General features: G+C 67.8%; 16 protein-coding genes. 14 read left to right on the forward strand and 2 right to left on the reverse strand.

What is annotated here, in order from left to right:
- Nucleotides 1-51 precede the first annotated feature (51 nt).
- On the reverse strand, nt 52-1158 hold the full coding sequence (locus VSR71_RS07035; protein ID WP_342913437.1) for a hypothetical protein: 1107 nt from the start codon (nt 1156-1158) through the stop codon (nt 52-54).
- A gap of 145 nt (nt 1159-1303) precedes the next feature.
- Here VSR71_RS07035 and VSR71_RS07040 point away from each other — a divergent pair, with 145 nt between their 5' ends.
- The 4 genes from VSR71_RS07040 to VSR71_RS07055 all read left to right on the forward strand — a co-directional run bounded on the left by VSR71_RS07040 (nt 1304) and on the right by VSR71_RS07055 (nt 6662).
- Complete coding sequence (locus tag VSR71_RS07040) at nt 1304-2554, forward strand: lipoprotein-releasing ABC transporter permease subunit (RefSeq protein WP_342913197.1); 1251 nt, start codon at nt 1304-1306, stop codon at nt 2552-2554.
- Nucleotides 2547-3287, forward strand: coding sequence for a lipoprotein-releasing ABC transporter ATP-binding protein LolD (gene lolD / locus VSR71_RS07045; RefSeq protein WP_342913198.1), 741 nt, complete (start codon nt 2547-2549; stop codon nt 3285-3287). Before VSR71_RS07040 ends, lolD begins: the two co-directional genes overlap by 8 nt.
- A 22-nt stretch (nt 3288-3309) precedes the next feature.
- Nucleotides 3310-4161, forward strand: coding sequence for a TatD family hydrolase (locus tag VSR71_RS07050; RefSeq protein ID WP_342913199.1), 852 nt, complete (start codon nt 3310-3312; stop codon nt 4159-4161).
- A gap of 71 nt (nt 4162-4232) precedes the next feature.
- On the forward strand, nt 4233-6662 hold the full coding sequence (locus VSR71_RS07055) for a DNA internalization-related competence protein ComEC/Rec2 (RefSeq protein WP_342913200.1): 2430 nt from the start codon (nt 4233-4235) through the stop codon (nt 6660-6662).
- Nucleotides 6663-6666: 4 nt separating this feature from the next.
- Here VSR71_RS07055 and VSR71_RS07060 read toward each other — a convergent pair whose 3' ends face one another.
- On the reverse strand, nt 6667-7617 hold the full coding sequence (locus VSR71_RS07060) for a MurR/RpiR family transcriptional regulator (protein ID WP_342913201.1): 951 nt from the start codon (nt 7615-7617) through the stop codon (nt 6667-6669).
- Nucleotides 7618-7872: 255 nt separating this feature from the next.
- On the opposite strand from VSR71_RS07060, the gene edd reads away from it, so the two are divergent.
- The 10 genes from edd to VSR71_RS07110 all read left to right on the forward strand — a co-directional run bounded on the left by edd (nt 7873) and on the right by VSR71_RS07110 (nt 18981).
- Nucleotides 7873-9768 carry a phosphogluconate dehydratase gene (gene edd, locus VSR71_RS07065; protein ID WP_342913202.1) on the forward strand — a complete coding sequence of 632 codons (1896 nt, stop codon included), beginning with the start codon at nt 7873-7875 and terminating at the stop codon, nt 9766-9768.
- 142 nt (nt 9769-9910) lie between these two features.
- A complete protein-coding gene (locus tag VSR71_RS07070; protein ID WP_342913203.1) occupies nt 9911-10396 on the forward strand; it encodes a gluconokinase in 486 nt (161 codons plus the stop codon).
- Between the two features lie 313 nt (nt 10397-10709).
- On the forward strand, nt 10710-12185 hold the full coding sequence (locus VSR71_RS07075) for a circularly permuted type 2 ATP-grasp protein (RefSeq protein WP_342913204.1): 1476 nt from the start codon (nt 10710-10712) through the stop codon (nt 12183-12185).
- 67 nt (nt 12186-12252) lie between these two features.
- Nucleotides 12253-13206 (forward strand): alpha-E domain-containing protein, encoded by a 954-nt coding sequence (locus VSR71_RS07080; protein ID WP_029046887.1) that lies wholly within the window; start codon nt 12253-12255, stop codon nt 13204-13206.
- A gap of 56 nt (nt 13207-13262) precedes the next feature.
- Nucleotides 13263-14108 carry a transglutaminase family protein gene (locus VSR71_RS07085; RefSeq protein ID WP_342913205.1) on the forward strand — a complete coding sequence of 282 codons (846 nt, stop codon included), beginning with the start codon at nt 13263-13265 and terminating at the stop codon, nt 14106-14108.
- A 134-nt stretch (nt 14109-14242) separates the two neighbouring features.
- Complete coding sequence (locus tag VSR71_RS07090; RefSeq protein WP_342913206.1) at nt 14243-15064, forward strand: peptidase; 822 nt, start codon at nt 14243-14245, stop codon at nt 15062-15064.
- Nucleotides 15065-15077: 13 nt separating this feature from the next.
- The gene (locus VSR71_RS07095) at nt 15078-15884 is read left to right on the forward strand and encodes an alpha/beta fold hydrolase (RefSeq protein WP_209756996.1); all 807 of its coding nucleotides are present in this window, start codon (nt 15078-15080) and stop codon (nt 15882-15884) included.
- A 162-nt stretch (nt 15885-16046) separates the two neighbouring features.
- The gene (locus tag VSR71_RS07100; protein ID WP_342913207.1) at nt 16047-17699 is read left to right on the forward strand and encodes a CTP synthase; all 1653 of its coding nucleotides are present in this window, start codon (nt 16047-16049) and stop codon (nt 17697-17699) included.
- Between the two features lie 26 nt (nt 17700-17725).
- Entirely contained in the window at nt 17726-18595 is an 870-nt protein-coding gene (gene kdsA / locus VSR71_RS07105; RefSeq protein ID WP_209757000.1) for a 3-deoxy-8-phosphooctulonate synthase, read from the forward strand.
- Nucleotides 18596-18687: 92 nt separating this feature from the next.
- Complete coding sequence (locus tag VSR71_RS07110; RefSeq protein WP_013956142.1) at nt 18688-18981, forward strand: DUF1330 domain-containing protein; 294 nt, start codon at nt 18688-18690, stop codon at nt 18979-18981.
- The last annotated feature ends 63 nt before the right edge of the window (nt 18982-19044 follow it).

The following is a 19044-nucleotide window of genomic DNA, read 5'->3' on the forward strand; positions in this document are numbered from 1 at the left end:
CTTGCGGTAGGGGGCGGCAGTCGGGCGACGTTGCGCGGCGTTGGGCGATGCTCAGGCGGCAAAGGCCAGGTCGGACAGCAGCGCGCGCCAGTCGCCGCGCTGGCCCATGCCGCGCCAGAACTTGCGCAGGTCGGCGCGGGTCACGGTGAACTCGGCAAAGTGGTTCTCGCCGCCCAGCACCAGCGTCACGGCGCCGATGCCCCCGGCGGCCAGCGCCTCCAGCGCCGGCGCGAACCAGTCGGCATCGAGGGCATGCATGCGCTCGATCCAAAGGCCCCAGTCCTCCGTGATATGCGCTTCGGTGGCGAGTTCCAGCATCGCCAGCACCGATCCGCCGGGCGCCGCCACGCCAGCCAGTCCCGCTGGCACCGGCAGCACGCGGCTGCCGGCGGCCAGCGCCAGCCCGGCCAGGAACGGGTCGTCGCTCAGTACCGTGTCGGCCAGGCGCGGCACGGCCTGGAGCGCGCCGCCGCCGTACAGCCAGACCGAGTTCACCGGCCGCTCGCCGCGTGCCTCGCGGGCCTGGTTGACCGGGTGGTCGAACCAGGTCATCTGGATCTCGTTCTGTACCCGGCGCCAGTCGCGCGCACGCTCGCCAGCCTGCATCCAGATATCGATGTTGCGCCCGGCCGCGCGCAGCGGCGTGGTCGCTTCCAGCGGGCCGAACACGGACTCGGGGAGGTACCAGCGCATAGGGCTGGGCGTCTCCAGCGCGAAGCCGGATTCCTGCAGCAGCGGCTCGATGGCGGCATGCAGCGCGGCCGCCTCATCCGGCCGGATGCCGAGATGCGCCGGCGGCATCAGCACAAGGTGGTCGCGCGCGGCGTGGATATGCACCGGCTGCAGGCAGGCCCAGGGCTGGCCGTCCGCCGCCGGGGCCGCCGCGCCGCTGTCGGCCAGCCGCATATAAGGCGCCGACGGCACCCGGCCGGTGTCGAGCCCCGTCTTGCCGGCCAGCCAGCGCTCCTGCGGCAGGCTGCGCAGGAACGGGTCGTCGTGCCGCTCGCGCGGGCCGGGCGTGGCCCGCGTCAGCAACTTTCCGAGCGCGGGCAGCTCCAACTGCCGCAGCAGGGCGCCGGGAATGACGTCGTCACGGCCGTCGTCGCCGGCGCCCGGCGGGACGGAAAAGGGCACAATCAGGGTCAGGTGCGTCATCATGGTGGCGAGATTGTAAACTTCCGGCTGGCCGATGCCAGTCCCGCGCCGCTCCCGCGTATCGTGGGCGGTGCCTGCCACGGCTCGCACGAGTGCCGCCGGCGCCCCTCGCAGGGCGGCGGCATGTCCCGAAACAACAGGAATTCTCTTGAACTTTCCCTACGAGTGGCAGATCGGCTGGCGATATACCCGCGCAAGCAAGCGCGCCAGCCGCAACACCTTCATTTCGTTCATCTCGATGATCTCGATGCTCGGGATCGCCCTGGGCGTGGCCGCGCTGATCGTGGTGCTGTCGGTGATGAACGGCTTCCAGAAGGAAGTGCGCGACCGCATGCTGTCGGTGCTATCGCATATCGAGGTCATCGGCCCGTCGTCTCTGCCCGACTGGCAGCACACCGCGGCCGAAGCGATGCAGAACAAGGAAGTGGCCGGCGCCGCGCCCTATGTGGCGGCGCAGGCCATGCTGACCCGCGGCGATGCCGTGCGCGGCGTGCTGCTGCGCGGTGTCGAGCCGTCGCAGGAGCCCAAAGTCTCGGACATCGCCAGCCAGTTCAAGTCCGGCAGCATGAACGCGCTGGTGCCGGGCGAATTCGGCATTGCGCTGGGCAACGAGCTGGCCAATGCCATGGGCGTGCAGGTCGGCGACAAGGTGACGCTGCTCGCGCCGCAGGGCACCATCACGCCGGCAGGCGTGCTGCCGCGGCTCAAGCAGTTCACCGTGACGGGCATCTTTTCGTCGGGCCACTTCGAGTTCGACAGCGCGCTGGCGCTGGTCAACATGCAGGATGCCGAGACGCTGTTCCGCCTGAGCGGCCCCACCGGCGTGCGGCTGAAGCTGCAGGACATGCAGCGCGCGCCGCAGGTGGCGCAGCAGCTTGCCGGCACCATGTCGGGCGAGCTCTACCTGCGCGACTGGTCCAAGCAGAACCGCAACTGGTTCGCCGCGGTGCAGACCGAGAAGCGCATGATGTTCATCATCCTGACGCTGATCATCGCGGTGGCGGCGTTTAACCTGGTGTCGACGCTGGTGATGACCGTGACCGACAAGCAGGCCGATATCGCCATCCTGCGCACCATGGGCGCGCAGCCTCGCTCGATCATGAAGATCTTCATCGTGCAGGGCATCGCCATCGGCTTTATCGGCACCATCCTGGGCGTGGCCGGCGGTACGCTGATCGCGACCAATATCGACGTGATCGTGCCGTTTATCGAGCGCGTGCTCAGCGTGCAGTTCCTGCCGCGCGACATCTATTTCATCAGTGAATTGCCTTCGGATCCCCGCGTGAACGACATCGCCACCATCGGCATCATTTCCTTCGTGCTGGCCACGCTGGCCACGCTCTATCCCAGCTGGCGTGCCGCCCGCGTCAACCCCGCGGAGGCGCTGCGCTATGAGTGAAGCCGTGCTGCAGGCGGATACCGCCCCCAACGCGGCGGCCCAGCCGGGCGCCGGTTCGCCGGTGCTGGTTGCGGAGGGCCTGACCAAGCGTTTTCGCCAGGGCGGACTCGATGTCGAAGTGCTGCGCGGCGTGGACGTGTGCGTCAATGCCGGCGAGAAGGTCGCCATCGTTGGTGCCTCCGGCTCGGGCAAGAGCACGCTGCTGCATGTGCTGGGCGGCCTCGACAATCCCGACTCGGGCCGCGTTGCGCTGCTCGGCAAGCCGTTCACGGCGCTGCGCGAGCGCGAGCGCAATGTGGTGCGCAACCGCTCGCTGGGCTTTGTCTACCAGTTCCATCACCTGCTGCCGGAATTCACCGCGCTCGACAACGTGGCGATGCCGATGCGCATCCGCGGCATGACCCAGCACGATGCGCGCGGCACGGCGCAGGCGATGCTGGAACGCGTGGGGCTGGGCGGCCGCTCCAGGCACCGGCCGGGCGAGCTGTCCGGCGGCGAGCGGCAGCGCGTGGCGATCGCGCGCGCGCTGGTGGGGCAGCCCGCCTGCGTGCTGGCCGACGAACCGACCGGCAACCTCGACGACCATACCGCCGGCGGCGTCTACGACCTGATGCTCGAGCTGTCGCGCACGCTCGGCACCAGCTTCGTCATCGTTACCCACGACCTCGACCTGGCAGGCCGCTGCGACCGCGTGCTGCGACTGCGCGACGGCCACCTGCACCAGGAACGCTGAGCCAGGCTCCCGGCATTGCACCATGTGGATCGACACCCACTGCCATCTCGACGCGCGCGAATTCGATGCTGACCGGCGCCAGGTCGCCGACGCGGCCGAGGCCGCCGGCGTGCGCGGCATCGTCGTGCCGGCGGTGGCCGTGTGGAATTTCGAGGCGGTGCGCACGCTGGCGCACGCGGACGCGCGCTGTGTCTACGCACTCGGCATCCATCCGCTCTGTTCGGCCGGTACAGGGCAGGCCGATATCGATGCGCTGCGGCGCGAGGTTGCGGCCAGCATGGGCGATCCGCGCTTCGTCGGCATCGGCGAGATCGGGCTCGATTTCTTTGTTGCCGGTCTCGATAGCAATCACCAGACCTGGCTCTATGCCGAGCAGCTGAAGATAGCGCGCGAATTCGACCTGCCTGTGCTGCTGCATGTGCGCAAGTCGCAGGACCAGGTCGGCGCGCAACTGCGCAAGCTGGGCGTGAAGCGCGGCATTGCGCATGCGTTCAACGGCAGCCATGAGCAGGCGCGGCGCTTTGTCGAGCAGGGCTTCAAGCTTGGCTTCGGCGGCAACCTGACCTTCAGCCGCGCGCGCCAGATCCGCCGGCTGGCTGCGGACATGCCGCTGGAGGCGCTGGTGCTGGAAACCGACGCGCCCGATATCGCGCCCGCGTGGCTTTCCGACGACCAGTTCGGCGAGCAGCACAAGGTGCGCAACACCCCCGCCGAAGTCGCCGGCGTGGCGCGCGTGCTGGGCGAGCTGCGCGGCATCGATGCCACGGCACTGGCGCAGGCAACCTGGCGCAATGCCGTCGAGGCGCTGCCGCGGCTGGCGGCCTTCGCCGAATCCATGGCGCCGGCCGGACACACAACTTCCACGACTTCCTGACAGGCTGACAAGCTTTCCGCTGCGACGCGCGGTTACAACTCTGGCTGTGTGCAATCAGCCGGGGAGGTGCCGTGCGCGTGTTCGTGGTGGCGTTCGTCGCGGGATGCTGGGTGCTGCAGCAGCAGGCAACGCTGCCGGGGCAGGGCGTCGTGCGCATGGCGGCTGCCGGACTGGCGCTGGCCGGCATCGCGATGCTGGTGGGTGGCAGGCGCCTGCGTCCCACATGGCGAGGTTTGGCACTGGCCGTCCTGGCCTTCGGCGCCGCGCTCTGCTGGGCGGCATGGCGCGCCGACATGCGCTTGCGCGACTGGCTGCCGGTCTCGCTTGAATCGAGCGATCTCGATGTGCGCGGGGTGGTTTCCGGATTGCCGTCAGAGTCAGCGGGCGGCGTGCGCTTTGCCCTGACCGTCGAGCGGGCCGTGCCGGATGGGGCGGACGAACCAAGATCCAAGGTGCCTGGCCGGCTGCTACTCCACTGGCGCGACGCGCCGCCTGACCTGTACCCCGGCCAGCGCTACACCCTGACCGTACGCCTGCGGCGCCCGCTCGGACTGGCCAATCCCTTCGGCTTCGACTATGCCTACTGGCTGCTGGCGCAGGGCTACGGCGCGACGGGCTACGTACGACGCGCGCATGGTCCGCCGCAGGAGGCAACACGGGAACGGCTCGCATGGCGCATCGAGGCGTGGCGCGCGGCCGTGCGCGATCACCTGCGCGCGGCGCTGCCGGCCGATGCGCGCTATGGCCCCGTGCTGATCGCGCTGGTGATCGGCGACCAGCGCGGCATCGATATGGAAGACTGGCAGCTGTTCCGGCGTACCGGCATCAGCCACCTGGTCAGCATTTCAGGTCTGCACATCACCATGATCGCCGGCATGGCTGGTTCGTTCACCGGCATGCTGTGGCGGCATTCGTTCGGGCTGGGGCGCAGGCTGCGCCGGCCGCTGCCACTGTGGTTGCCGGCCAGGTACGCGGCCCTGCTGACGGCGGTAGCTGGTGCGGTGACATACGGACTGCTTGCCGGGATGCAGGTTCCCGCGTTGCGCACGGTGGCGATGCTATGCGTGGCCGCGCTGGCGGTATGGGCCGGGCGGGCACCGCCGGCGTCGGTGGTGCTGGCCTGGGCGGCGTTCGCTGCATTGCTGCTGGATCCGTGGGCGGTGATGTCGCCGGGCTTCTGGCTGTCTTTCGGCGCGGTGGCGGTGATCTTCTACGCTGCCCGATCCGCGGATGGCGCGCCGGAATCGCGCTGGCAACGCCTGCGCGCCGCGCTTGCCGCCGCGGCGCGCACGCAATGGGCGGTCACGGCCGGACTGGTGCCGCTGACGCTGTTGCTGTTCCAGCAGGTGTCGGTGGTGTCGCCGCTGGCCAATGCAATCGCGATCCCGGTGGTCAGCCTGCTGGTGACGCCGCTGTCGCTGGCTGCCGCCGCCGCGCCGGCTATGCTGGCCACGCCGTTGCTGGCCGTCGCGCATCGGGCCATGGTGTGGCTGGCCGCTTTGCTGGATTGGCTTTCCGGTCTGCCATGGGCCATGTGGGAAGCGCCGGCATCGGGGCCGTTGCCGTTGCTGCTTGCCTTGCTCGGGATCGCGCTGTTGCTGGCGCCGCCCGCCAGTGCCGCGGCGCGCCTGCACGGTGGCCTGCTGGTATTGCCGCTCGTATTGGCGCGCGGCCCGCCCGTGGCGCATGGCGAATTCAGAGCGGTGATGCTCGACGTGGGCCAAGGGACCGCGGTGCTGGTGCAGACGCGCGCGCACGCGCTGCTGTACGACGCGGGCCCTGGCTATGCATCGGGTGCCAGCGCTGGCGGGCAAGTCGTGGTGCCGGTACTGCGCGGCCTGGGGGTTGGCCGGCTCGATCAGCTGATGGTCAGTCATGAAGACGCGGATCATGCCGGTGGTGTGGCGGACGTGTCGGCGGCGGTGGCCGTTGCGGCGCGCAGTACCGGGGCGCCGCCGGACCATGCGTTGCTCGGGCCGCCGGCGTCTGGCTGGGCGCCGTGCGCAGCCGGCCAGCAATGGGACTGGGACGGCGTGCGTTTTACGGTGCTGCATCCGCTGCCATCGCAATCGCAACAGGCGGCGATCGCGAGCAACGCCCGTAGCTGCGTGCTGAGTGTGGGGACGGCGAGGCATCGCTTGCTGCTGACCGGCGATATCGGCGTGGCCGAGGAGCGCGCGCTGATCGACAGGCTGCCGCCCGAAGCGCTGCATGCCGACGTGATGGTGGCGGCGCACCATGGAAGCGGTACCTCCTCCGGTGCCGCGTGGCTGGAAGCGGTGCGGCCGCAATCGGCGGTATTCCAGCTTGGCTATGCAAACCGCTACCGCCATCCGCGTGCCGACGTGTGGGAGCGCTACGGACGCGCCGGCATCGCGCGCTACCGCACTGATGAAACCGGCGCGGTGACCATGGCCACCGCGCCGGCGGGTTATACGCTGTCGGCGTTCCGGCAGGCCGAGCCGCGCTATTGGCGCGCCCGGATGGATGCGCCGCGCTAGCTGGCTAGCGGGGTTTGCGGTGTCGTACGCGCGTGGCCACCGGGGCGGGCTGCGCGTCCGCGGCAGCCGGTTGGGCCGTGGCGCGGCCTCGGGCAGGGGGCAGCGTGCGGGCCGGCTCGGCGCCCGCGATGCGGCGCTCGCGCAGGTGCGCCTTGGCGCGCTGCAGCCCGGCGGCAACCGATTCCGCGCGCTCCAGTGCCACGCCCGCGGCCAGCACGTCGCCAAGGACCAGGTGGCTGATGCGGGAGGTCATCGGCGTATAGACCTCGCTGTCTTCCTCGACGTCGGAAAACACGCAGACGTCGGCAAGCCTGGCCAGCGGCGAGCCGCTGTGGGTGATCGCCAGCACGCTGGCGCCGCTGCTGCGCGCCAGCGTGGCGGCGGTCAGCATGTCCCAGGTGCGGCCGCTGTTGGACACCAGCACCGCCACGTCGCCGGCGCCGAGCAGCGCTGCGGACATGCTGAATACATGGGGGTCGGAATAGGCGACGGTCGGGATGCCGAGGCGGAAGAACTTGTGCTGGATGTCGAGCGCGACGATGCCGGAATTGCCGCAGCCGTAGAACTCGATGCGGCGGGCGCTGGCCAGCAGGTGGATGCCGTGTTCGATCTGGTCGGCCGACAGCGCGTTGCGCACGCTCATCAGCGTGGCAATGGTGCGGTCGAACACCTTGCCGGCGATGTCGGCGGGGCGGTCGTGGGCCTCCACGTCCTGGTGCACGAAGGGCATGCCGCCGCCGACGTTCTGCGCGAACTGCAGCTTGAACTCGCGGAAGCCGTCGTAGCCCAGCGCGGCGCAGAACCGTGCGATGGTGGGCTGCGACACGCCTGCGCGCTCGGCCAGTTCGGGCATCGACAGGCGGATCACGGCGGCGCCGTGCTCGGCGACGTAGTCCGCCAGTCGGCGTTCGGATGGGCGGAGCGTGTCGTAGACGGCAAGGATTCGGTCGCGCATGGCGGCGGGCGGATATCTGGTTGTTCGGGATCGTGCAATGTAGAGATTCTACATCTGTTCGTGCAGCGTCATGTCCAAAATCGTGCGTACACGGGCGTCAGGGTATGCCCGTAAACCTGGGAATCCAGCAGGTTTTGGCGCAATTGTGATGTATGATCCAGTCGACGGCGGCATTGTTATCAGTAATAATGTAGAAAATCTACATGTGATCGCGCCGCTTTGGTGCTGCGCCCCGACAAAAGGAACGTCTCCGCCATGCCTATTGCCGTCCATGCCGAGCTGTTGTCCGTCACTGAACGCATCGTTGCCCGCAGCCGCGCCAGCCGTGCCGCCTACCTTGCACGCTGCGAGCGTGCGCAAGCCGAGCTGGGACCGCTGCGTGGCATGTCCTGCGCCAATCTGGCGCACGGCTTTGCCGCGCTGCCAGCCAACGACAAGCTGAAGCTTCGCGTCGACCATGCACCCAACCTTGGCATCGTGACCGCGTACAACGACATGCTGTCGGCCCACCAGCCCTATGAGCGCTACCCCGGCGTGATTCGGGAAGCCGCGCGCGCTGTCGGGGCCGTGGCGCAGGTGGCGGGCGGCGTGCCGGCGATGTGCGATGGCATCACGCAGGGCAATCCCGGCATGGAGCTGTCGCTGTTCTCGCGCGATGCGATTGCCATGGGCACGGCCATCGCGTTGTCGCACAATACTTTCGATGCGGCGCTGATGCTGGGTGTGTGCGACAAGATCGTGCCGGGCCTGCTGATGGGCGCGCTGCAGTTCGGCCACCTGCCGGTCGTGTTCGTGCCGGCGGGTCCGATGGCCACTGGCCTGTCCAACAAGGAGAAGGCGCGCGTGCGCCAGCTTTACGCCACCGGCCAGGTTGGCCGCGATGCGTTGCTCGAGGCCGAATGCCAGGCCTACCACGGTGCCGGCACCTGCACCTTCTACGGCACCGCCAACAGCAACCAGTTCCTGATGGAAATCATGGGCCTGCACCTGCCCGGCGCGGCCTTCGTCCACCCGGACAGCGGCCTGCGCGACGCGCTGACGGCCGCGGCGGCGCAGCGCGCGATCGCGCTGAGCGCGCGCGGCAGCGAATACCTGCCGCTGGCGCGCATCGTCGACGAGCACGCCGTGGCCAACGCCATGGTCGGCCTGCTGGCGACGGGCGGTTCCACCAACCACACCATCCACCTGGTGGCGATGGCCCGCGCCGCGGGCATCATCATCGACTGGGACGACTTCGACCACCTGTCGCGCATCACGCCGCTGCTGGCGCGGGTGTACCCGAACGGCTCCGCCGACGTGAACCACTTCCATGCCGCCGGCGGCGCCGGGCTGGTCATCCGCGAGCTGCTGCACGCCGGGCTGCTGCATGAGGACGTGCAGACCGTCGCGGGTCCGGGCCTGGCGCGATACACGCAGGAGCCGGTGATGAACGATGGCGTGCTGCAATGGCGCGAAGGGGCGTCGGCAAGCGGCGACGCCCAGGTCGTTGCCAGCGCCGCGGCGCCGTTCTCGCCCGAAGGCGGGCTGCGGCTGATGCAGGGCAACCTGGGTCGCGGTGTGATCAAGGTTTCGGCCGTGGCCCCCGAGCACCGCGTGGTCGAGGCGCCGGTGCGCGTGTTCGATGCGCAGGAAGCGCTGCAGGCGGCGTTCGACGCCGGCGAACTGAACGGCGACCTGATCGCCGTGGTCCGCTTCCAGGGCCCGAACGCCAACGGCATGCCGGAACTGCACCGCCTGACGCCGGTGCTGGGCGCGCTGCAGGATGCCGGCCACAAGGTGGCGCTGGTGACCGACGGCCGCATGTCGGGCGCGTCGGGCAAGGTGCCCGCAGTGATCCACGTCGGCCCTGAAGCACTGGCCGGCGGCGCGCTGGCCCGCGTGCGCGACGGCGACCGCATCCGCGTCGACGCGGTGGCCGGCGTGCTGCAATGGCTGGGCGACGAGGGCGAGTTCGCTGCACGCGAGCCGGCGCCGGCCCCGGCCGACGAATTCGCCCGGTTCAGCCTCGGGCGCGGGCTGTTCGGCTCGTTCCGGCGCCACGCCCGCATCGCGGAAGAGGGGGGCAGCGCACTCGACCTGTCCGAAGCGGATGCCGGCGCCGCGCCCGGCGCATCGGCGGCTGCCGTGGCGGCGCAAACCGTCGCACAATAGCCGCAAGCACGCCCGTCGTTGCCGCCGGCGCGGGAGCGACGGGAGCGGCGCGCAGGCATTGAGCAGGGGGCGCGACCCGATCCGAAAGCAAGACAGCACCACAGCAGTACGGCAAGACGATACCAAGACCGACGGAGCAGACATGATTTATATCCTGATGGGCGTTTCCGGCAGCGGCAAGACCACGGTCGGCCAGCTGCTGGCGCAGCGCCTGGGCTGCGGCTTCCATGACGCGGACGAATTCCACAGCGAGGCCAACAAGGCCAAGATGCATGCGGGCATCCCGCTGACCGACGAAGACCGCTGGCCCTGGCTGGCGGCAATGCGCGCCGCCATCGATGCGGCGCGCGCCGAAGGCCGGACCCACGTGTTCACCTGCTCGGCACTGCGCCAGGCGTACCGCGACCGGCTGACGCCGCCCGATGGCGGCGTGACCTTCGTCCACATGAAGGGCGATGCCGCGCTGATCGCCGGGCGCCTGTCCGCCCGCACCGACCACTTCTTCAATCCCGAGCTGCTGCAGAGCCAGTTCGATACGCTGGAAGCGCCGCGCGACGCGCTGGAGCTCGATATCAGCCAGTCGCCGGAAGTCCTGGTGGAGACCATCCTGCAGGCTTCCGCTCGCTGAACGCTTCAGCCGCGATCGTTCGATCCATCCCATGACGGCCGCCAGCCCCGCTGGCGGCCGTTTTTACGTGCGCTGGCAGACATCTTGCTAGCTCACTTTCCGTGCCGGCTACGGTCCGCAAGCTTGCGGCTTTCGCCGGTGCAGGTATGCTGAAAGGGCCAGTGACTCGACAGCATCGCCGCGCCAATGCTCATCGGAAACCATCCCGGGCACCGCGCGGCGGGCTTGTGGCAGGACAGCCAGGTCAAACCAGGGCGGCCGGATGCGGGGCAGTGGCAGCACCCGGCGCCCACTACATGGAGGAACGGCCATCATGGCGGGGCGGTTTTTCGACGAGATGCTGGACTGGCGCGCCGACGGGCCGCCCACGGTCATCCAGGCAGGGCAGGTCTTGCCCGACGGGGCGGTACGCCCGCATTACCGGCATTTCGCTGACTGGCTGGCGCGGCAGTCCGGCGGCACCATGGACAACAAGCGGGCCGAAGCGGACCTGATCTTCCGGCGCGTGGGCATTACCTTTGCCGTCTATGGCGACAAGGACGAGGCCAACAGCGGCACCGAGCGCACCATTCCGTTCGACGTGATCCCGCGCATCTTCCCGGCCAGCGAATGGGCGCTGCTGGAAAAAGGCCTGCGCCAGCGCGTGGCCGCGCTGAACCGGTTCGTCCACGACATCTACCACGGCCAGGACATCATCCGCGCTGGCGTGATCCCGCCAGACCAGATCTACAACAACGCCCAGTACCGGCCCGAGATGCTCGGCGTCAGCGTGCCGCACGACATCTATGCGCACGTCGCCGGCATCGACGTGGTCCGTGCCGGCGAGGGCGAGTTCTACGTGCTGGAAGACAACCTGCGCGTGCCCTCCGGCGTGTCGTACATGCTGGAAAACCGCAAGATGATGATGCGGCTGTTCCCGGACCTGTTCGCGCGCAATCGTGTCGCGCCGGTGGCGCACTATCCGGACCTGCTGCTCGACATGCTGCGCGGCGTATCGCCGCAGGCGATCGCCGATCCCACGGTGGTGGTGCTGACCCCGGGCATGTACAACTCGGCCTACTTCGAGCACGCCTTCCTGGCGCAGCAGATGGGCGTGGAACTGGTCGAAGGCAGCGACCTGTTCGTCGAGGACGACCACCTGTTCATGCGCACCACGCAGGGGCCGCAGCGCATCGATGTGATCTACCGGCGCGTCGACGACGACTTCCTCGACCCGCTGGTGTTCCGGCACGATTCCGCGCTCGGCGCTGCCGGGCTGCTGTCGGTCTACCGTGCCGGCAACGTAACCATCTGCAATGCGATCGGCACCGGCGTGGCGGACGACAAGTCAATCTATCCGTACGTGCCCGACATGATCCGCTTCTACCTCGGCGAGGAGGTCATCCTCAGCAACGTACCCACGTACATGTGCCGCCGTCCTGACGACCTGCAATACGTGCTCGAGCATATGGACGAGCTGGTGGTCAAGGAAACCCACGGCGCCGGCGGCTACGGCATGCTGGTCGGACCGGCCGCGACGCGCGCCGAGATCGATGCCTTTCGCGAGGTGGTCAAGACCAGGCCCGAGCAGTACATCGCGCAGCCGACGCTGGCGTTGTCGACCTGCCCGACCTATGTGGAGTCGGGCATCGCCCCGCGCCATATCGATTTGCGCCCGTTCGTGCTGTCAGGCAAGGAGGTGCGCATGGTGCCCGGCGGGCTGACGCGCGTGGCGTTGCGCGAGGGTTCGCTGGTGGTCAATTCCTCGCAAGGGGGCGGCACCAAGGACACGTGGGTGCTCGAACGATGACGACAACAGCCCATCACGCGACCGAGACCGGCAACAACCCCGCCGCCGCCATGCGAGGAGAGCCCACATGCTGAGCCGTACCGCCGACCACCTGTTCTGGATGGCCCGCTACACCGAGCGCGCGGAAAACACCGCGCGCATGCTCGACGTCAACTACCAGACCTCGCTGCTGCCGCAGTCGGCCGAGGTGGCCGAGCAGGGCTGGTGGGCCATGCTCGATATCTCGGAGCTGACGCAGGCCTTCGATCACAAGTATGGCCTGCTGTCGCGCGACGATGTGATCGATTTCATGGTGCGCGACATGACCAACGTGTCTTCGATCATGAGTTGCCTGCGCGCGGCACGCGAGAACGCGCGCGCGGTGCGCGGCTCACTGACCACCGAAGTCTGGGAAACCGTCAACACCACCTGGCTCGACGTGCAGCGCATGATCGCCGACGGCGTGCTCAGGGAGGACCCGTCGCGCTTCTTCGAGTGGGTCAAGTTCCGCTCGCACCTGGCGCGCGGCGTGCAGTTCGGCACCATGCTCAAGGACGATGCCTTCCACTTCATGCGGCTGGGCACCTTCCTGGAGCGCGCCGACAATACCGCGCGGATTCTCGACGTCAAGTTCCAGGCCTCGGGCAGCGACGACAGCAATCCCAACCGCGAGCAGAATGACTTCTACCACTGGGCGGCGGTGCTGCGCTCGGTGTCCGGCTTCGAGGTCTACCGCAAGGTCTATCGCGCGGTGGTCACGCCCCAGCGCGTGGCCGAACTGCTGGTGCTGCGCCCCGACATGCCGCGCTCGCTGGTGTCGAGCATGGACGAGGTGGTGACGATCCTCGCCATGGTGCGCAACCAGCAGTCGGCGGAGACCGAGCGGCAGGCTGGTAAACTTCACGCCGACCTGAAGTACGCGCGCATCGACGATATCTTTGCCGTCGGCCTGCACGCGTACCTGACCAGCTTCCTGGAGCGCATCGGCGATCTCGGCAATGGCATCAGCCGGGACTTCCTGGTGCCGCTGCAGGCGGCCTGACATGGGCACGCCGGCGGCGATCATGTGCTGCCGCCGCCGCGCCGCGCCCTGATACCGTGAAATACAAGATCCACCACCATACTGTCTACCGCTATGCCGAGCCGGTGCGCCGCAGCGTGCACGAGCTGCGGCTCGAGCCCCGTTCGGGGCCGCTGCAGACCGTGCACAGCTGGCAGCTGAGCACGCCGGGCAACCCGTCGGCGGCGCGCGACGGCTTCGGCAACATCGTGCACAACTTCACCGTGGCGGGCCCGGCGGACACCATCGCCATTGAAGCCAGCGGCGAAGTGGAAGTACTGCCCCCGCATGGCGACCTCGACCGCGACGGTCACCATGCCTTCTGCGATGCGCCGCCCGCCGGCGAATCGCGCGTGTCGCCGCTGTACTTCCTCGGCAGCACGCCGCTCACCACGGCCCCGCGCGAGATGCAGGCCTTCGCCGCGCCGTTCCTGGCCTCGGGCCACGAGATTCCAGCGCTGCTGGCACTGGCCCAGGCCATCGGCGAACGCGTGCGCTACAAGCCCAACACCACCGATGTCGGGACCTCCGCCGCCGAGGCATTCGGCCTGGGCAGCGGCGTGTGCCAGGACCAGGCGCAGGTGATGGTGGCGGCCTGCCGCGCGCTCGGCGTTCCTGCGCGCTATGTGAGCGGCTACTTCTACGATCCCGCTGCGACCGAACTGGCCAGCCATGCGTGGGCCGACGTTTGCCTGGACCCGCAGCGCGAGATCTGGTGCAGCATCGACATCACCCACGGCTGCCTCACCGATGAGCGCCATGTGCGCCTCGCCGTGGGGCGCGACTACCAGTCCGCCGCACCGGTCCGGGGCATCCTGGAGGGCGGCGCCGGCGAGACGCTCGAAGTCAATGTCGTGATCACGCCGCTTGCCGACGCGACCTAGCTCCGGCCGCGCCAATTAGGTGCCACATTCCAGAACCGGCACCGACAAGCGGCAGCGGCGCTAGAATCCGTTAATGCAGGCCACCGGCCGGCCACTCCCGGCCGTCCGGCAAGAAAGAACACCAGAACAAGACCATGACGTACTGTGTAGCCATGCGGCTGGATGCCGGCCTGGTATTCCTGTCCGATTCCCGCACCAACGCCGGGGTGGACGCTATCTCGACGGCACGCAAGATGACGGTGTTCGAAGAGCCCGGCGACCGCGTGATGGTGCTGATGACCGCAGGCAACCTCGCCATCAGCCAGTCGGTGCGCCAGATCCTGGCGGAGAACCACGACGACAAGCGCTCCTTGTGGAATGCGCGCGACATGTTCGAAGCCGCGTCCATCGTCGGCGATGCGGTGCGCCAGGTGCACAAGCGCGACGCGCATGCGCTGCGCGATGCCGGCATCGAATTCAATGTCAGCCTGATCTTCGGCGGCCAGGTCCGTGGCGAGCGGGTGCGGCTGTTCAACATCTATGCCGCCGGCAACTTCGTCGAAGCCACGCCGGAAAACTGTTATTTCCAGATCGGCGAGGCCAAGTACGGCAAGCCCATCATCGACCGCGTCGTGCATCCTTCGTTGCCGCTGGCCGAGGGCGCAAAATGCGCGCTGATCTCGATGGATTCGACGCTGAAGTCGAATATTTCAGTGGGTTTGCCGCTGGACCTGCTGGTCTACGAGGCGGATTCGCTGCGCGTGACGCGATTCGTCAACATCGATGAGCGCAACGCCTATTTCCGCATGATCCGCGATACCTGGGGTCATCGCCTGCGCCAGGTCTTCGGCGAAATCCACAACCCCGAATGGGATCCGGCGCTGCAGGCCGACTTCCCGCTGGCGCGCAGCGGCGAGGGCGACTGCTGGGGGCAGCCGGTGCGCGCCAGGCGCAATCCCTCCCGCACTCAGGAATAAGGGCGGGACGGCGATGCGCGAGATCATCCATTTTTCGCATGCCAACGGCTTCCCGGTCACGACGTACCGCAAGCTGTTTGGCGAACTGGACAACGAATTCGAATTCCGCGCCGTGGACCGTTATGGCCATCGGCCCCAGTTTCCGGTCACGCGTGGCTGGCCGCACCTGGTGGAAGAGCTGCTCGCGGAAGTGGGGCGCCAGTACCGGGAGCCGGTCTGGCTGGTGGGCCATTCGCTGGGCGGCTTCCTGTCGATGATGGCGGCGCTGCGCCGGCCCGAATGGGTACGCGGCGTGGTGATGCTGGATTCGCCGATCATTGCCGGCTGGCGCGCCTCGCTGCTGAAGACCGCGCAGGTGCTTGGCATCGACGAGAAGCCCGGTCCGGCGGCGGTGACCAGGAACCGGCGCACGCACTGGCCGGATGCCGAGGCCGTATGGCAGCACTTCCGCAGCAAGCCGAATTTTGCCGTGTGGGACCAGGAGGTGCTGCGCGACTATGCGCTCCACGGCACCGAGCCGACCGGCAAGGACAACGAGCGGCGTTTGCGCTTCGACCGCGAAGTCGAATACTGGATCTATCGCACCCTGCCTACCAGCCTGGGGCGCAAGCTCAGGCGGGGCGCGCCGGTGCCGGTCGGCTTTGTCGCCGGTACGCGCTCGCGCGAGGTACGCCAGTGCGGGCTCGCGGCGACCCGCAAGCTGGTGGGCGAAAACCTGCGCTTTATCGAGGGCGGCCATTTGTACCCGATGGAGCGGCCGCAGGAAACGGCGCAGCTGGTGCGCGACCTGATCGGAGCGATGCGCCGCGACGGGCGTTGATCCGTCTCATGCGGCGCTTGCGGCGCAGCCTGCCGCGGCCCCCGGAAAATCCCCGTACAGCCCCGCCCGCCATGCGATTGGACAGCGGGGCTGTCACAATTTCCGGGTCGGCGCGGGCCGGGCTCTCATGTATAATCCCGATTTCCCCGGCAAGCTCGGTTTATGACCAAATTCGTCTTCGTCACCGGTGGCGTCGTCTCTTCTCTCGGCAAGGGCATCGCTGCTGCCTCGCTCGCGGCCATTCTTGAGTCGCGCGGCCTCAAAGTCACCCTCCTCAAGCTCGATCCCTACATCAACGTCGATCCCGGCACGATGAGCCCCTTCCAGCATGGCGAGGTGTTTGTCACGGAAGACGGTGCGGAAACCGACCTCGATCTCGGCCACTACGAGCGCTTCGTCTCGGCCAAGATGCGCAAGTCGAACAACTTCACCACCGGCCAGATCTACGAATCGGTGATCCGCAAGGAGCGCCGTGGCGAATACCTCGGCAAGACCGTGCAGGTGATTCCGCATATCACCAACGAGATCCAGGCCTTCATCGAGAAGGGCGCCGCCGCCTCGCACGACGGCAAGGCCGACGTGGCGCTGGTGGAAATCGGCGGTACCGTGGGTGACATCGAATCGCTGCCGTTCCTGGAAGCCGCGCGCCAGATGAGCCTGCGCATGGGGCGCAACCACGCTGCCTTCGTGCACCTGACGCTGGTGCCGTTCATTGCCAGCGCCGGCGAACTGAAGACCAAGCCGACCCAGCACTCGGTGCAGAAGCTGCGCGAAATCGGCATTTCGCCGACTGCGCTGCTGTGCCGCGCCGACCGCCCGATCCCGGACGACGAGCGCGCCAAGATCTCGCTGTTTGCCAATATCCCGCAAGACGCCGTGATCTCGGTGTGGGATGCGGACAGCATCTACAAGATTCCGCAGATGCTCAACGAGCAGGGCCTCGACCGCCTGATCTGCGAGGAACTGCGTCTGGACCCGAGGCCGGCCGACCTGTCGATGTGGCAGAAGCTGGTTAACGCCCAGGAAAATCCCGAGCACGAAATCACCATCGGCATGGTCGGCAAGTACGTCGACCTGACCGAGTCGTACAAGTCGCTGATCGAGGCGCTGCGCCACGCCGGCATGCACACCGCCACGCGCGTCAACATCGAGTACATCGATTCCGAGGAACTGGAATCGGGCCACCTCGAAGTGCTGGCCCCGCTCGACGCGATCCTGGTGCCGGGCGGCTTCGGCAAGCGCGGCACCGAAGGCAAGATCCGCGCGATCCAGTACGCCCGCGAGAACAAGGTGCCGTACCTGGGCATCTGCCTGGGCATGCAGCTGGCCGTGATCGAGTTTGCCCGTCACGTGGCCAATATGGCTGACGCCAACTCGACCGAGTTCAACCTCGAGACCGAACACCCGGTGGTCGCGCTAATCACCGAGTGGGTCGACCGCGAAGGCAAGGTCGAGCAGCGCTCGGCCGATTCCGACCTGGGCGGCACCATGCGCCTGGGCGCGCAGCGCGTGCCGGTCAAGGAAGGCACGAAGGCCAATGCCATCTATGGCGCGGACGTCAACGAGCGCCACCGTCACCGCTACGAGGTCAACAACCACTACGTGCCGACGCTGGAAAACGCCGGCATGGTGATCTCGGCCCGTACCCCGACCGAGAACCTGCCGGAAATGATGGAACTGCCGGAGTCGATGCACCCGTGGTTCGTCGGCGTGCAGTTCCACCCGGAATTCACCTCGACGCCGCGTGACGGCCATCCGCTGTTCAAGGCCTACGTCGAAGCCGCGCTGGCCAGCCAGCAGCGCAAGGGCGCCTGAGGCAGGCGGCAAGAGAGGAGTCTGTCATGAAACTCTGTGGATTCGAGGTCGGCCTCGACAAGCCGTTCTTCCTGATCGCCGGTCCGTGCGTGATCGAGTCCGAGCAGATGGCGCTGGATACCGCCGGCGAGCTCAAGGCCATCACCGCCGAGCTGGGCATCCCGTTCATCTACAAGTCGTCGTTCGACAAGGCCAACCGTTCGTCCGGCAAGTCGTTCCGCGGCCTGGGGATGGAGAAAGGCCTGGAGATCCTGGCGACCGTCAAGCGCGAGGTCGGCGTGCCGGTGCTGACCGACATCCACGAGATCGACGAGATCAAGCCCGTCGCCGCCGTGGTCGACGTGCTGCAGACCCCGGCCTTCCTGTGCCGCCAGACTGATTTCATCCGCGCCTGCGCCCAGAGCGGCAAGCCGGTGAACATTAAGAAGGGCCAGTTCCTGGCGCCGGGCGACATGAAGAACGTGATCGACAAGGCCCGCGATGCCGCGCGCGACGCAGGCCTGCCGGATGACGTCTTCATGGCCTGCGAACGCGGTGTCTCGTTCGGCTACAACAACCTCGTCTCCGACATGCGCTCGCTGGCGATCATGCGCGAGACCGGTGCCCCGGTGGTGTTCGACGCCACTCACTCGGTGCAGCTGCCGGGCGGCCAGGGCACCAGCTCGGGCGGCCAGCGCGAATTCGTGCCGGTGCTGTCGCGCGCCGCCGTCGCCACCGGCGTGGCGGGCCTGTTCATGGAAACGCACCCGGACCCGAGCAAGGCGATGTCCGACGGCCCCAATGCGGTGCCGCTGTCGCGCATGAAGGAACTGCTGGCCGTGCTCAAGGAACTCGACACGCTGGTCAAGCGTGCCGGTTTCCTCGAAGACAACTTCGGCTGGCCGGCCTGCGCCTGACGCAGGCCTGGTTTTGTCGCCGCCGCGCCCTTGCTGGTGGCGGTGGTGACAAACCATATCGAAAGACAATACAAAAAATCGGGAGATTCTCCATGGCCGCGGGCTATATCATCGCCTACGTCGACGTGACCGACCCCCAGCAGTACGAAGAATACAAAGTGCTGTCGAGCAAGGCCATGCAGATCCATGGCGCCGAGGTGCTGGTACGCGGCGGCAAGACCGAGCCGCTGGAGGGCGAGTGGGCGCCGACCCGTGTCGTCGTGCTGAAATTCCCCAGCTATGAAGCCGCCAAGTCGTTCCACGACGGCGAAGCCTATCGCGCCGCCCGCAAGGCGCGCGAGCATGCAGCAAAGATGAACATGATCGTGGTGGAAGGCGCTGCCTGAGGCTTGTCGGGCAGTTTGACATGCGCCTGACACGGGCACAGGTTGAAGTAATCAGCAGCAGCA

Origin of the sequence: Cupriavidus oxalaticus (assembly GCF_038900635.1) — a bacterium.
In the GTDB taxonomy this organism is placed as follows: Bacteria; Pseudomonadota; Gammaproteobacteria; order Burkholderiales; family Burkholderiaceae; genus Cupriavidus; species Cupriavidus oxalaticus_B.

Excerpts from the sequence above, each read along its gene's own strand:
- VSR71_RS07035 (WP_342913437.1), bottom strand. The coding sequence starts at position 1,158 with ATGATGACGCACCTGACCCTGATTGTGCCCTTTTCCGTCCCGCCGGGC.
- lolD (WP_342913198.1), top strand. The coding sequence starts at position 2,547 with ATGAGTGAAGCCGTGCTGCAGGCGGATACCGCCCCCAACGCGGCGGCC.
- VSR71_RS07050 (WP_342913199.1), top strand. The coding sequence starts at position 3,310 with ATGTGGATCGACACCCACTGCCATCTCGACGCGCGCGAATTCGATGCT.
- VSR71_RS07060 (WP_342913201.1), bottom strand. The coding sequence starts at position 7,617 with ATGCGCGACCGAATCCTTGCCGTCTACGACACGCTCCGCCCATCCGAA.
- edd (WP_342913202.1), top strand. The coding sequence starts at position 7,873 with ATGCCTATTGCCGTCCATGCCGAGCTGTTGTCCGTCACTGAACGCATC.
- VSR71_RS07070 (WP_342913203.1), top strand. The coding sequence starts at position 9,911 with ATGATTTATATCCTGATGGGCGTTTCCGGCAGCGGCAAGACCACGGTC.
- VSR71_RS07075 (WP_342913204.1), top strand. The coding sequence starts at position 10,710 with ATGGCGGGGCGGTTTTTCGACGAGATGCTGGACTGGCGCGCCGACGGG.
- VSR71_RS07080 (WP_029046887.1), top strand. The coding sequence starts at position 12,253 with ATGCTGAGCCGTACCGCCGACCACCTGTTCTGGATGGCCCGCTACACC.
- VSR71_RS07090 (WP_342913206.1), top strand. The coding sequence starts at position 14,243 with ATGACGTACTGTGTAGCCATGCGGCTGGATGCCGGCCTGGTATTCCTG.
- VSR71_RS07095 (WP_209756996.1), top strand. The coding sequence starts at position 15,078 with ATGCGCGAGATCATCCATTTTTCGCATGCCAACGGCTTCCCGGTCACG.
- VSR71_RS07100 (WP_342913207.1), top strand. The coding sequence starts at position 16,047 with ATGACCAAATTCGTCTTCGTCACCGGTGGCGTCGTCTCTTCTCTCGGC.
- kdsA (WP_209757000.1), top strand. The coding sequence starts at position 17,726 with ATGAAACTCTGTGGATTCGAGGTCGGCCTCGACAAGCCGTTCTTCCTG.
- VSR71_RS07110 (WP_013956142.1), top strand. The coding sequence starts at position 18,688 with ATGGCCGCGGGCTATATCATCGCCTACGTCGACGTGACCGACCCCCAG.